Consider the following 13,313-nt stretch of genomic DNA (forward strand, 5'->3'; position numbering starts at 1 on the left):
TATTAGTGGATTCCATAAGTTCCTCCTTAATGCCGGAGAGCATATGTGGATGAACCTATGGATGATATCAATAAGAATTAGTAAATTCCATACCCGAGTTTGGAATTAGTAAGTTCCATGTCGTGTGTTAAAGGGGTGGAATTTAGTTTTACAAGTTACTTCAATTAATAAAATATAAAAAAACTCGAAAAACTTGTTGACATTATTATTTTAGAGCGATATACTATCCTAGTCGGTCGACGAAAGCCGCTGACAAAAATGAATATGGCGAGATAGCTCAGTTGGCTAGAGCACGCGGTTCATACCCGCGGTGTCGAGGGTTCGAATCCCCCTCTCGCTATGCAAAATAAGACATAAGTCGGTGACTTATGTCTTATTTTTTATGCTATTATATCTTAGTGACCACTAGTCACAATTTTATCAAAACAAGGAAGGTTTATCTTATGAGCTACGAATTAAATGAAAAACGATATCTTGAAGAGCTTGAAAAGGAGCTGGCTATTGATTCCGTCACAGGTCAGTATCATGAGCTTCAGGATTATCTTATAAAGGAAATCGAGGCGCTCGGTTTCAAAACTACTACCCTTCACAAGGGCGGCATTTTAGCTGAAATAGGCGGCAAAGGCAATCCTCTTCTTATCACCGCTCATGGCGATACAATCGGCATGATGGTTCGCCACATCAATGATGACGGCACCATTAAGGTATATAAGGTTGGCGGTCTCTACGCATATCATACCGAGCGTGAGAATGTGCGTATTCATACGAGAAGCGGTAAGGTTATAACAGGCTGCGTCCAGAGAAAGAATGCTTCAGTTCATGTTACAGAAGATGAATTAAACAAAGAAGTTGCCAGCTTTGATACCAATTCTTTTGTCGTTCTTGATGAGGATGTAAAGAGCGCCGATGATGTCAGAAAGCTTGGTATAGAAATTGGTGATTATGTAGCAGTTGAACCCAGATTCACATATGCCAATGGCTATATCAAATCACACTTCATTGATGATAAAGCACTTGTCGCACTCATCATGGAACTGCTCCACGATGTTAAGGATGGTAAAATAACATTGAATCGTAAGATTTATGCTTTCATTCCCTTCTATGAAGAAATAGGACACGGTGGATCCTGTATTCCTTCTGATGTTAAGGACTTCCTTGCTTTGGATATCGCCTGCATCGGACCTGAGCAGACAAGTTCTGAGCGTAAGGTTTCAGTATTCTGCATGGATAGTAGATTCCCCTATAATCTTGACATGATAAAGGAACTTGAGGAGGCCGGCAGAAAATCAGGTGCTGACTATGTTCCTGATATTTTCACTCCTCACTACGGAACTGACGCTGATCCGGCACTTGTGGCAGGCTTCGATATAAGGCACGCTGCGATTGGTCCCGGTACCAGAGCAAGTCATGGCTATGAGAGAACTCATATTGATGGAATTAAGAATACATATAGGCTGCTTGCTGAATATGTAACGATATAAAAAATAAGGCTTCCCCTCATCCGCCCCTTCGGGACACCTGTCTCCGCTCCGCTCCGGTCGGCGCAAAGCCGACATCCCCCGGATGTCGTGCGCCCCCAAAGGGGGAAGGCAGTAATTAGGGAAGCCTTTAATTTATTTATTTGTAACCTTCTGTGATTTTCCTGAAACACCACTTGCTTTAAGAATTTTCTTGTAAGCTTTGAGCTTGCTCTTTGGAACCTGAACCTTAGCCTTTTTGTTGATCTTCTTGAAGGCATTCATACCTACTGTTTTCTTTGAAAGGAACGGTGTCTTAATTTTTACGTTTTTAAGCTTCTTACAGCCATAGAAAGCGTTCTGACCAATCTTCTCTACATTCTCGCCGATAATAGCCGTCTTTAGGCTCTTATTGCCATAAAATGCATTATCCGTTATCTCGGTTACTCTGTATTCGTTACCGTCGATTACTATGGACAGAGGAATTGTAATGTTGCCGGCAGCCTCTGATCTGGCCTTTATGAATTTTACCGTAAGGTCTGCGTCATCATTTGAAGTCACCTCATAGGTGTTACCCTGGCAGATGACCTTATCTCCAATGTTGTGGCGATAAGCTGTATTCACAACAACCACAGGCTGACCTGCGTTTTCTGTTACAGTACTGTTTCCAGATGATACCTCAACGGAAGTATTATCTTCCTTTTTGTATTTCTCCTCGATTCTGTCAAGGATATCAGAAACACCTGTCTTTTCAGCTATATCCTCAGCCTTCTTTTCAGCGTCATCCTTATCATTCTTTTTATCATCCGAAGATTTGTCATCATCATTATGAAGCTTGTCATCAATCTTATCTGATATTTCCTTCTCTTTATCAGATACGGAGCTCTTCTTTATTCTGAAGGTTTTAACTGTTTTCCCAAAATAATTGGGATTCACTGCAGTGACAATAACATCGGCAATCCCCGGGTCAACGTTATCCTTATATTCAACGGTATAGTCATCCTTATCAAGCACAATATCGCCGTTCTTTACAGTAACCTCGGGAGTCTTCTCTTCTCCATCATAGATATAGGAATCCTCGCTCAAAGTCACCATTGTAGGAAGCAGTTCTTTCTTCGTTATTTTGAAATTATTTGCAATCTCCTTCTGTTGCTCTTTGCCGTCCTCATCCTTGTATTTTATAACTGCTGCGGCAGTGTACTCGCCAATTTCATGGATATCGGTTTCGTTTAGTTCATTCCCCTCTCTGTCTCTGTATATGACATCACTTACTTCTATCTCTTCAGGAAGGTTCTCGGGCTTTTGAATATCAACTTTAAGTGCCTCGCCATAGTCTCTGTTTACTGAAGTTATAGATATTGTGTAACTTTCAGAGCAGTCAAGACACTTTATTGTAGCGTTGTCATCACCTGCGCCAAGGTACTCAGCTTCCCAGGAGTGAGTATGCTCATCAGCTTTAAACTCAAAATACTTCGGAGTGCTTGCATAGTCGGTCTCTGTATCGCCACCGATTTTCTCATATACCAGATATGCAAACTTGAAATCATTGTAATTCTCAGGGAGATTAAACGTTCCGGTCACATAGTTGTTTATGTCCTTACCGTTTCCGGACTGCATTGAGCTTGCAACGTCAACCGGTATATATGCAAAATCGGAAGCATTACTTATTGTCAGCCCTTCTTCGTATCTCTTCTTTAAAAGGATCACCGAAAATGAAACCTCATCATCATCCTCTGTATGAGGGAATTTAAAACTTATTTCCTCAGTATCACCATCGACATGTCCTCTTATGTCAGACGGAGTTTGCATCGCACGATCGATAACCGTAAGTTTATACTCGTTGTCTGTTCCCGCAACTAATGATGAAAAGAGTATGGATTCTTTTTTAAGGTTAAACGCGGGGCTTACACCTTCAGATTCGTTCGCCGATCTGGAGCCAATTATTCCAAGACTATCAACTCTGTAAAGTCTTTTATTTAATAATTTTGTTCCTTCTTTCCCAAGTCGAAGCCACCAGTCATCCTTTCTACCCGTAGAAATATTTTTCTTTATTCTGTTTAAGTCCTCTGTCTGGTCCTTATATCCATAGCTTGTATTCGTTACCTCTTTGGGATCAAGTACAAATATCTTTGTCTCCTTTAGCTGCGCAAAACCGCCGTCAACTCCTTCTCCATCTGAAGATGATCTTCTTTCTTTTCTGCTAAAAGCTATTGCATCCTTCTCAGCATCGGTAAAAACATCCGCATCAAGGAATCCCTGATCATTAAGATCCTCGATCAGCCCTGCGGAAGTACCCGGCATCAAATGATATAGAACACTGTCACAGTCAAGCAACATCGTGTTTTTGCTGATTTTTCCATAGTCGCTGAAATCAGTGCAATCTGTATCAAGCACCCTGTATTTTACACTCTTATTTTCATATTGGCCGTAGTAGACATAATTCCACTCTCCGCCGCCTTTTACAGGATTCTCAATTGCTCCTGTTCCAAGACCTGTTATGGTTTTGTTCGAAGTCTTTGCATATACTGTAAGCGACTTATTGAAAACCGGAAGAATCGAAATCGAAATGATCATTGCCAATGTAAGTGAAAAAGTTCTTTTATTCGCTATATACTTCATCAGAAAAACTGCCTCCCTTTTGATGAAATTCACGTTCCATAGTATATAACAGAAAAAAGCCGCCAAGCCTACGGATTATGAAACAAACAGTTCATAATTCGTACTTGACGACTTTAAGGTTCCATGAAACCATAACGATATAAGCCTTTAAAACTCGTACTGTGCTATTAAGTTTCCACTTAAAAATGACCAATATTCATTTTTTATAAGAGCATCATATCAGGAGCAAAGAATCCAAGCAAATCAATTACTGTCTGTTTAATATTTGTTCTTTATTATTTTCCTCAGTATTCTATGCGTTATTTTCCTGGAATAAGTTGCCTTAATAATTGTATCCGTCTTTCGGCCAAGTCTATAATATAAAAACCCTAATGCTCTTCCCCTTGGCATACCAACAGATTTACGTGAATCTGCTGTCTCAGGAAGTATCCTATCAATCTCTGTACTTTTCTGATAAACAAATGATGAAATCGAATTATATAATTCTTGCCCAGGTTCTGAATGAACAATAATAACGGATGAACCTTTATTATCATTAAATTCCGTAAATATGTCCTCAACTCCCCATGCATCTCCAATCGTCATGTCAGATGGTCTGTCAAGAGACTTGTATTTACATACATGGCATGAAGGTCTTAGGATAGAATTACTTAAAAACAAATTCATAAATGTATCATTACTATGTTTTTTTGTATAAGTCTCTCCATTCTCAAAAACAACTGTCATCGAATACTGATTCCATCCCGTACTCTTATCCCTAAAGGATATACTTGTAATTTCATCACCATACAAATGCTTCAATTCACTTAAGTATCTCTTCCAAACTCCAGGAGAAGGAACTCCATGACATAAAACATCTACGGTAAGAAGATTATCGTACTCTTTCTTCAGATATCCTTTCAATCCTGCTATTTGACAGGCCGTTCCTGTATAGAGAACCTTTCTGTTTTCTTCCAGAAGTCTTCTTGTTGCTGCATAAGCTTCAAAATTTCGACTCTGAAGATACTTACTGCCCATCAATTTGATCAGATTATCATTATTATCGCATAAAATATGATGAACCAACCAATTTTCATCAAAAGCCGCACCGACAACTACACCGCCACTTTCGATTATCTTTTTTGCAAGTAGTACAAAAATGCCTCCTGAAGAACTAGACATTCGCTCATCAGAATTATTAACAGCAACATAACATTTCTTATTAGAAGTATTAGAAATTACATTTAATGAAGGACAGCATTTTTCACAAATATGACAATTTACACATAAGTTCTTATCTATGTACGGATATACAAAGCCTTCATTGTCTTCTTTCATTGTTATACATTGACGCGGACAGGCAACATAGCATACCCCGCAGCCACAACATTCTTCTTTATTGAGATTAATCATAATCAGAGTTACATCCTATCCGGTGCGCTGAATCCAAGTAAATCTATTCCTGTCTCGAGCACTTTAAGTGTTACATTAAGAAGTGCGATGTATCCGCTCTTCTTCTCCTCATCAGGCTCAGTGAGGATCTTGGTTGAGTGATAGAAGCTGTTAAGCGCATTTGACAGCTCGTAGATATATGCACAAACTCTGTTGGGCATGAGATCTCTTGCTGCGCTCTCCACTGCATCCGTAAATCTTGTAAGAAGAAGCATCAAGTTCTTTTCATCAGCGGACTCTGCATTTCTAAGGAGTGCTTCCTTAACATTACCGCCCTCGTTCTCATACTTTGAAAGGATGGACTTGATACGTACCATTGTGTAAAGGATGTACGGACCGGTGTCTCCCTCGAAGGATGTGAACTTGTCGATATCGAAAATGTAATCCTTTGAAGGCTGGTTTGAAAGATCTCCATATTTGATGGCTGCAAGAGCTACCTTGTGAGCTGTATCTTTTGCCTCGGTGTCATCGATATCCTGGTTACCTTCCTTGATGCGGTTATACATCTGCTCGTCTATCTCTGCGATAAGCTTCTCAAGACGCATAACTCCGCCCTCTCTTGTCTTGAAGGGTTTACCGTCCTTGCCGTTCATGGTACCAAAGCCTACAAAATGAAGCTCTGTCTCGGGAAGAACAAGCTTAGTCTTTCTAGCACAGCGGAAAACCTGAGTAAAGTAGAGTTCCTGGCGCTTATCTACCACGTAGATGAGGCCTTCGGGTTTGAACTCCTCCATGCGCTGCTGAATAGTAGCAAGGTCTGTTGTATTGTAAAGTGAAGCTCCGTCTGACTTAAGGATCATGCAGGGCGGAATCTCCTTGGTGTCTGTCTCTTCAGCAACATCAACAACAAGTGCACCCTGGCTCTCATGAGCATAGCCGTGCTGCTTCATGTAATCAACCATTCCCGGGATTACTTCATGAACGTCTGATTCACCTCTCCAGAGATCAAAATCCACGTTGAGATTCTTATAGTTTTTCTTAAGATCATTTACAGACACATTCATGATGTGGTGCCAAAGCGCACGATAACCCTTATCGCCGTCCTGAAGAAGCTTTGTTGCCTCCATTGCCTCAGCCTTGAAAGCCTCGTCCTCCTTGGACTTAGCGCTGGCTGCAGGATAAATCTCCTCGAGCTCACCGATAGTGAAAGGCGCTTCCTTCGGATACTGTCCGGTGTGGTTTTTATCAAAATAAGGAAGATCGGGCTGACGATGCTTAAGCTCTGTGATTATGAGACCCATCTGAAGTCCCCAGTCACCGAGGTGAATATCGCCTGTTACCTTGTAGCCTGCGTACTTGAGAATTCTCTTAATGCTCTCTCCGATAACTGCTGAGCGAAGGTGTCCTACATGGAGCGGCTTTGCAACGTTCGGTCCGCCGTAGTCGATCATGAAATTAGGCGCATGAAGAGGAGTCTTGATTCCAAAGTGATGCTCATGGAGCATTTTCACAATATATCCTCTTACGAAATCCTCACTAACCTTGAGATTAAGGAATCCCGGCTTAACCGATTCTACAGATGAGAAGATTTCGCTTCCCTGAAGCTTTTCAGCAACCGCATCCGCAATCATGAAAGGTGCTTTGCCATATTTCTTGGCGCCTGCCATAGCTCCGTTGCACTGATATTCACAGAGGTCAGGTCTGTTGGAAAGAGTAACCTTTCCAAGCTCTGCATCAAAACCGGCTGCCTCAAACGCAGCGGAAACTTCTTTTGAAATTAACTCTAAGATTTTTTCCAAGATAATCTTCCTTCCTTATAACTAATATGAATAATAATGAATTCTAACACAAATATCTGAAATTTCAAATGTCAGGTGTGCCGGGCTTCCATATGAATCTGTCAACATCGACGTGAGTCTCATCCACAAATTCGATTCCGTCTGCCTCAAGCATTTTTATCTGAATGTTCTCTCCTCCGAATGCAAATGCCGATGACACCCTTCCCTCACGGTTCACGACGCGGTAGCACGGGATATGCTCGGGATCGGGATTAACGTGAAGTGCATAGCCCACGACTCTGCTCCAGCGCCTGTTTCCTGCAAGCATCGCTATCTGTCCGTAGGTCGCAACCTTTCCCTTGGGAATTTGCCTCACAATATCATAGATTATATCAAAGGTGTTTTCTTCCATTTTCACCCTGCTCCTGTCTCTCACGCTCCTGACTTTCCCGCTCCAACCTTGAAAACTCGCAGCCGCAAAAGTCCTGTCTGTAGAGGTCGAATTTATGTGACAGTTCTATAGAGCGTTTATAGCCGTCTTTTTTCTTAAAATCAGAAGGCAAAAACGAGACACCATATTTCTCCCCCATCTCATTTCCAATTCGATTTAGTCTCGCTGCATCCTTTAAAGGCGAGATTGTGAGCGTTGTTGTGAAAAACTCAAAGCTCCGCTCTTTTGCTATCCGCGCAGATTCCTCCAGTCGAAGTTCAAAACATTTTGTACACCTATCACCACCTTCAGGGCATTGCTCAAGTCCTTTTACAGCCTCAAGATAGTCGCTTACAATGTAGTCACCTTCGATGATTTCAATTTTTCTGGCCCCTTCATCGGAATTCATCCCTTCGAAATCGCCGGTTTCAACCTGTCTGTTATATTCGGCTATGAGGCGCTTTTCCTCCTCTACTCGCTTTCTGTACTCCGGTTCATTCATGATATTCGGATTGTAGAAAAACACGGTGATATCGAAGTACTGTCTAAGATACTCAAGACAGTAGGATGAACACGGAGCGCAGCAGGCATGAAGAAGAAGTCTTGGGAAACGTCCTTCCTTCCGGAACTGCTGTATTTTCTTTTCAAGTTCTTTTGCGTAATTTATGTTCACTATATTACCCATTTCAATTATACTGTTAATGTTTAGACTTCTATAACTATATCACAAAAGGTATTCGATGCTTCAAAATCGACAGTACCTTGGGAGGAATGAAAAATGAATTTCAGACGAGCACTTGATAAGGATATTCCGCAGATTCACGAGCTTTTAAGACAGGTTAATCTTGTCCATCATCTGGGACGTCCCGATCTTTTTAAGAAAAATAATAAATATACCGATGATGAACTTAAAATAATCTTGAAGGATGATTCAAGGCCTATATTCGCTGCGGTAGATGACAATGATGTGATGCTGGGCTACGCCTTCTGTGTGCACCAGGAGCACCCGAATGACAATCTTCTTACAGACATCAAGACTCTTTATATCGATGATCTGTGCGTTGATGAAAACTGCCGCGGTCAGCATGTCGGAAGAAGTTTATACGACTATGTTCTTGGCTGGGCCAAGGATGCCGGCTACTACAATATCACCCTCAATGTCTGGAACTGCAATGAAAGTGCCATGAAGTTTTACGAGTCCATCGGCATGCAGCCCTACAAGGTTGGCATGGAGCAGATTCTGTAATTTGTATTAAGCTCCTATATTATTGCGCAGTTGTATGCACATTGAATAAGGCTGTTTTTTCATATATTCAGCAGCTTCCCATCCAAAACAGCCTCAACAAGCTCATCACCTTCATAAGTGAGCTTTAGTGAAAAGAATGGCTGCGCAGGGTCTTTGATCAGATCAAGGAAAATCAGATCACCCTTCCAGAGATCAAGCTTTACAAGTTCGTCCTTGGATATCCATTCAAGGACGCCTTCGTTGCCGTCTCCTGCGTCGCCTTCAAAATCATCGGAGGTGAAAAGGCACATGTAATCCGTAACGTCGCCGTTTACAGCTTCCGAAAGCTCGTATAATCCATCCCTATTCCCTGCTACAGCACGTGAGTAGAACGTCACAATTCCCCTAAACTTCAAAGAATTCAGCTTGATTCCGGTCTCCTCAAGCACTTCTCTTTTCACACAATCATCAGGACTCTCGCCGTTCTCGCAGTGTCCACCCGGTGCAATCCATTTTCCTTCGTTTATGTCATTCTTTTTCTTTATACGGTGGAGCATGAGATATTTCCCATCCCTCTCCATATAGCATAGGGTTGTAATTTCCATATTGCTATCCTTTATATTTGTGCGAGTAATTCAATCTATTACCAAGATATTCTTCTTTTTTATCAATCCTAAATTAAAAAATAATAATCATCCCGCAGCACAGAAATATCAGGCAATCACAAAGTGCATTCCAACAAATATCAAAAGGAACAATACATTAACCGCCGTAAACACAAGCAGATATTTCCCTCTGCTCTCCTTATAGTCATTGGAGAAAGCCTTGAACGAGATAAGGCTTGCCATAGAGGCGATAAGTGTTCCGAGACCGCCAACATTTACGCCCGCAAGAAGCTCCTTGTAGTTTTCTGTAAAACCTGAAAGCATAAGCGTCGCAGGAACATTACTGATAAACTGGCTGGCCACCACTGAAGTGATAAACTCGCGTCCTTCCATAAGCTTTGTCAGATTCTCTTTGACGAGGTCCATGCGTCCCATATTTCCGGTAAAAATGAAAAATCCAATGAAAGTCAAAAGCAGGATATAATCAGCTCGCAGCAGGATTTTTCCATCCATAACTGCAACTACAACAAGAACAGCTACCACCATTATAAACCACGGAACTATGCGAAGCACTGATAAAAGTGCAATCGCAAAAAGGAGGCAGTAAACTACGATCTGTTTGGTGCTTCCAAAATGCCTTACTATATTATAGTCCTTCTTTCTCCCTTCAAGCGTCTTGGCTTTGCCCGGAAGAACGAGCATTGCTGCAAGTAAAAGAACTGCCGCCAAAACCGAATACGGCAACATGCAGAGCACAAACTCACCGATCCCCATTCCTGTAAGGCCGTACAGATAAAGGTTCTGCGGATTACCGATAGGAGTCAGCATACTTCCGAGATTCGCAGCAATAGTCTGAAGCACGATAACCGGAATCATCAGGTCTTCTCTCTTACAGCTGCTAAGCGTCATAAGTGCGAAGGGCACAAAGGTGATCAGCGCCACATCATTTGTTATAAACATGCTGCTTACAAAGCACAAAAATACAAGAACTAATGCAAGATGCCAGCTTTTTTTTACCTTTGAAAGAAGTATGTCTCCGATTTTCTCAAATATTGAATTCTCTCGAAGACCTTGAATGATGATCATAAGTCCCCAAAGTATCCCAAGTGACCTGAAATCAATGTAACCGGCATACTCAGCATCCGGGAGCACGATAAATGACGATAAAAAAGCCAGAATCCACGCTATTACAAGCACAGGATCTGACAATAGCTTCTTAAGTTTGTTTTTCATAATACTCCTCAAAAAATATATGGATCTGTTTTATTTCCACATAAGATTTTATACAGTGGGAGAATTATTGCAAGGAAAATTTGGATGGAGCACTATTTTTCCAAACCCAGGTTGCTACTTTATTTGGTACTGCTATAATGGATATTGGTGATATAAAATAAAAAAGGCAGGTTCATTATGAATTTTGAAGAAATAACTGCGCAGAGCAGACAAGCAGTAACAGAAATACTTGAAGGAGCAAAGCTTCGTCCCGGTTCCATTTTTGTAATCGGATGCTCATCCAGTGAAGTTCTGGGCGACCAGATTGGAACAGCCACAAATGTGGATGTTGCAAACGCTGTCTATGACGGCATTATCCCGGTTCTTAAGGAAAACGGAATCCTGGCAGCCGCTCAGTGTTGCGAGCATCTTAACAGAGCGTTAGTAGTTGAAAGAGAAACCATGGAAAAATATGGCTTCGAGCAGGTTAACGCTATTCCTCAGCCCAATCATGCAGGAGGTGCACTTGGAACTGTGTGTTACGAGAGATTCGATGATCCTGTTCTTGTTGAGAGCCTTCGCTGCAAGGCTGACGCCGGAATAGATATCGGCGGCACCATGATTGGTATGCATATGCACAGCGTTGTTGTTCCTATGCGTATATCACTACGAAAAATCGGCGCCGCTCCAATAATCTGTGCAAGGCACAGACCTAAGTATGTTGGCGGACAAAGAGCTATATATGATGAGGAGCTGATGTAAAAAGTCCCCTCATCCGTCTGCTTCGCAGACACCTTCCCCCGGAGGGGGAAGGCTTTTTTATTTACTTATGTAAGTCTGAATCTCCTCTTCTGTCATGCCTTTATCAGAAACAAGTGAGTACATGATTCCATCTTTTTCCCAATAAGCAAATTTATAGGTTGTGTCGTCGCCGCAGGCGATAACTCTGTAACTGTCAAATTCCATAAGCTTTTTGTTTTCAAAAGAACTAACATCTAATTCCTCGGAACCGGTGAACAGTCCAATTTCAGATGCAAAATAGCTTATGCTGTTATTATCTGTTTTATAAAGGATCTCTCCGCCTTCGTCATATTTAAAATATTGAACCTCTGTTGCTTCATTTTTCAGTGATTCAATGTCTGTAATATCAAATCCTAAAGCCTGTGAAAGCTCTGATGCAGATGAAAACTCATCTTTTGTTATTGCCTGGCTCTCAGCCTCCTCGGAAGCTGAATCCTCTTTAGCACTTCCTGTAAAATCTATAGCATTCTCAGATTCCGAACCCTTTGCACCCTCTGCTGCACTTATGGATGGCGTCATAACAGAATCTGCTGATTCAGGTAAAGCAGCATCTTCGGTTGCTTCTTCGGTAACCTCTGCATAGTCCATAGCTTCTGAAGTTGCTTCTTCCATTGTTTCCGCTGCAGAATCAGTTTCATATTCGGCAGGCGCTGTAGTAGCCGTCTCTGACTTTGAACCACCAAGTCCAACTGTTCTGATAACACCGTAGGTTCCAAGAATCAGCAGAGCAAAAACCGCTGCCATAGAACCATATCTCTTTACAAATTTTATTACATTATTACCGGATTTCTTTTTTCTTGTGCTATCAAATTCGGTAATATTAGCATCCCCCACACGTAGTTTCTCATCTACATTCGAAAGGATTCTATCGCGCATTTCATTGGTAATTTTTACTGATTCCATAACTTCATTATATTTACTCAAAGTCATACGCCTCCTTTAGAATATTTTTTAGCTGTCCTCTTGCGCGATTTAAATCAGAGCGGACAGTCGACTCCTTTCGATTCAAGATCCCCGCTATATCTTTGGTTGAATATCCTTCCTGATAGAAAAGATGTACCACCTCTCTGTACTTTTCGGGAAGCTGTTTTACTGCCTCCCAGACAAATGCCAGCTCCTCCTTATTCTCTGCAACGAGTTCCTCTGAAAGCTCATCGGCTTTTCTCACGTTGATATAATCAATCTTGTTCTTACTTAAGTTTGCTGCTACCGTAAGAAGCCATGCTTTCTCGTGCTTTTCATTTTCAAAATAAGGTGCCTTCCTGATGTACTGAATGAGCGTATCCTGGACGATGTCCTCCGCATCACTCATATTGTGAAGGTAAGAATAAGCTACTCGCAAAATATTGTTACCGTATTTTTCCAGAATTTCTCCTGCTCTTGCTGCTGCAGCATTCTGAGCCTCTGCACTTGCAGTCTTCTCTTCATAAGACATACTTTGAGTCTCGCCGCCAAAAGCATGATACCGGCTACCGTTAGTTTGCTTTTTTACATCTGCTAAAATCGCACGGATAGCCCTTTCACTAAAATCTCTGTAATCGTTTTTTTCCTTTAAAAGGAATATCGTTTCAAAAATTGTTTCTACATAATATTTCGCGATATTCCTATGCATTGAAATTGTTCTCATTGTTTCCCTAACCCGATGTCATTTTTCATACCGTATGATTTCCTCCCATGCGACATCGATTCCCTCTTTATGAGTTGTCTTTTGTCCCTCGGATTCCCCAAATGATTTTTATTCCTTTGTTTTCAAAAAGACAACTGTTTAAATTTCCAATGCATAGTATATCACGATAACGGTGCGTTTTTCCAGAT

12 protein-coding genes and 1 tRNA gene are annotated in these 13,313 nt (G+C 41.4%); 4 read left to right on the forward strand and 9 right to left on the reverse strand.

What is annotated here, in order from left to right; translation table 11 throughout:
- Positions 1-266: 266 nt before the first annotated feature.
- Both BLR42_RS00005 and BLR42_RS00010 read left to right on the forward strand, forming a co-directional pair.
- Positions 267-340 (forward strand) — tRNA-Met (locus BLR42_RS00005).
- 103 nt (positions 341-443) lie between these two features.
- Positions 444-1,481, forward strand: coding sequence for a M42 family metallopeptidase (locus tag BLR42_RS00010; protein WP_170832574.1), 1,038 nt, complete (start codon positions 444-446; stop codon positions 1,479-1,481).
- Positions 1,482-1,613: 132 nt separating this feature from the next.
- Here BLR42_RS00010 and BLR42_RS00015 read toward each other — a convergent pair whose 3' ends face one another.
- From BLR42_RS00015 to BLR42_RS00035, 5 genes are all read right to left on the reverse strand, one after another.
- A complete protein-coding gene (locus tag BLR42_RS00015) occupies positions 1,614-4,076 on the reverse strand; it encodes a leucine-rich repeat protein (RefSeq protein WP_091865412.1) in 2,463 nt (820 codons plus the stop codon).
- A gap of 258 nt (positions 4,077-4,334) precedes the next feature.
- A complete protein-coding gene (locus BLR42_RS00020; RefSeq protein WP_091865415.1) occupies positions 4,335-5,468 on the reverse strand; it encodes a Coenzyme F420 hydrogenase/dehydrogenase, beta subunit C-terminal domain in 1,134 nt (377 codons plus the stop codon).
- Between the two features lie 8 nt (positions 5,469-5,476).
- Entirely contained in the window at positions 5,477-7,246 is a 1,770-nt protein-coding gene (argS, locus tag BLR42_RS00025) for an arginine--tRNA ligase (protein WP_091865418.1), read from the reverse strand.
- Positions 7,247-7,310: 64 nt separating this feature from the next.
- Complete coding sequence (locus tag BLR42_RS00030) at positions 7,311-7,637, reverse strand: MGMT family protein (protein ID WP_091865421.1); 327 nt, start codon at positions 7,635-7,637, stop codon at positions 7,311-7,313.
- Entirely contained in the window at positions 7,618-8,331 is a 714-nt protein-coding gene (locus tag BLR42_RS00035; protein ID WP_242879150.1) for an epoxyqueuosine reductase QueH, read from the reverse strand. Before BLR42_RS00035 ends, BLR42_RS00030 begins: the two co-directional genes overlap by 20 nt.
- 102 nt (positions 8,332-8,433) lie before the next feature.
- On the opposite strand from BLR42_RS00035, the gene BLR42_RS00040 reads away from it, so the two are divergent.
- On the forward strand, positions 8,434-8,901 hold the full coding sequence (locus BLR42_RS00040; protein ID WP_091865429.1) for a GNAT family N-acetyltransferase: 468 nt from the start codon (positions 8,434-8,436) through the stop codon (positions 8,899-8,901).
- 59 nt (positions 8,902-8,960) lie between these two features.
- Here BLR42_RS00040 and BLR42_RS00045 read toward each other — a convergent pair whose 3' ends face one another.
- A complete protein-coding gene (locus tag BLR42_RS00045; protein WP_091865432.1) occupies positions 8,961-9,485 on the reverse strand; it encodes an NUDIX hydrolase in 525 nt (174 codons plus the stop codon).
- Between the two features lie 108 nt (positions 9,486-9,593).
- Positions 9,594-10,718, reverse strand: a complete 1,125-nt coding sequence (locus BLR42_RS00050; RefSeq protein WP_091865435.1) for an SLC13 family permease — start codon at positions 10,716-10,718, stop codon at positions 9,594-9,596.
- Positions 10,719-10,895: 177 nt separating this feature from the next.
- On the opposite strand from BLR42_RS00050, the gene BLR42_RS00055 reads away from it, so the two are divergent.
- Entirely contained in the window at positions 10,896-11,459 is a 564-nt protein-coding gene (locus BLR42_RS00055; RefSeq protein ID WP_091865438.1) for a TIGR01440 family protein, read from the forward strand.
- A gap of 57 nt (positions 11,460-11,516) precedes the next feature.
- On the opposite strand, the gene BLR42_RS00060 is transcribed toward BLR42_RS00055, so the two are convergent.
- A complete protein-coding gene (locus BLR42_RS00060; RefSeq protein ID WP_091865441.1) occupies positions 11,517-12,422 on the reverse strand; it encodes a hypothetical protein in 906 nt (301 codons plus the stop codon).
- Positions 12,415-13,110 (reverse strand): RNA polymerase sigma factor, encoded by a 696-nt coding sequence (locus tag BLR42_RS00065; RefSeq protein ID WP_242879142.1) that lies wholly within the window; start codon positions 13,108-13,110, stop codon positions 12,415-12,417. The genes BLR42_RS00060 and BLR42_RS00065 overlap by 8 nt, the downstream gene beginning before the upstream one ends.
- Positions 13,111-13,313 lie beyond the last annotated feature (203 nt).

Origin of the sequence: Butyrivibrio sp. INlla16, from assembly GCF_900104155.1 — a bacterium.
In the GTDB taxonomy this organism is placed as follows: Bacteria; Bacillota; Clostridia; order Lachnospirales; family Lachnospiraceae; genus Butyrivibrio.

Excerpts from the sequence above, each read along its gene's own strand:
- BLR42_RS00065 (WP_242879142.1), bottom strand. The coding sequence starts at position 13,110 with ATGCATAGGAATATCGCGAAATATTATGTAGAAACAATTTTTGAAACG.
- BLR42_RS00020 (WP_091865415.1), bottom strand. The coding sequence starts at position 5,468 with ATGATTAATCTCAATAAAGAAGAATGTTGTGGCTGCGGGGTATGCTAT.
- BLR42_RS00030 (WP_091865421.1), bottom strand. The coding sequence starts at position 7,637 with ATGGAAGAAAACACCTTTGATATAATCTATGATATTGTGAGGCAAATT.
- BLR42_RS00010 (WP_170832574.1), top strand. The coding sequence starts at position 444 with ATGAGCTACGAATTAAATGAAAAACGATATCTTGAAGAGCTTGAAAAG.
- BLR42_RS00045 (WP_091865432.1), bottom strand. The coding sequence starts at position 9,485 with ATGGAAATTACAACCCTATGCTATATGGAGAGGGATGGGAAATATCTC.
- BLR42_RS00050 (WP_091865435.1), bottom strand. The coding sequence starts at position 10,718 with ATGAAAAACAAACTTAAGAAGCTATTGTCAGATCCTGTGCTTGTAATA.
- BLR42_RS00055 (WP_091865438.1), top strand. The coding sequence starts at position 10,896 with ATGAATTTTGAAGAAATAACTGCGCAGAGCAGACAAGCAGTAACAGAA.
- BLR42_RS00015 (WP_091865412.1), bottom strand. The coding sequence starts at position 4,076 with ATGAAGTATATAGCGAATAAAAGAACTTTTTCACTTACATTGGCAATG.
- BLR42_RS00040 (WP_091865429.1), top strand. The coding sequence starts at position 8,434 with ATGAATTTCAGACGAGCACTTGATAAGGATATTCCGCAGATTCACGAG.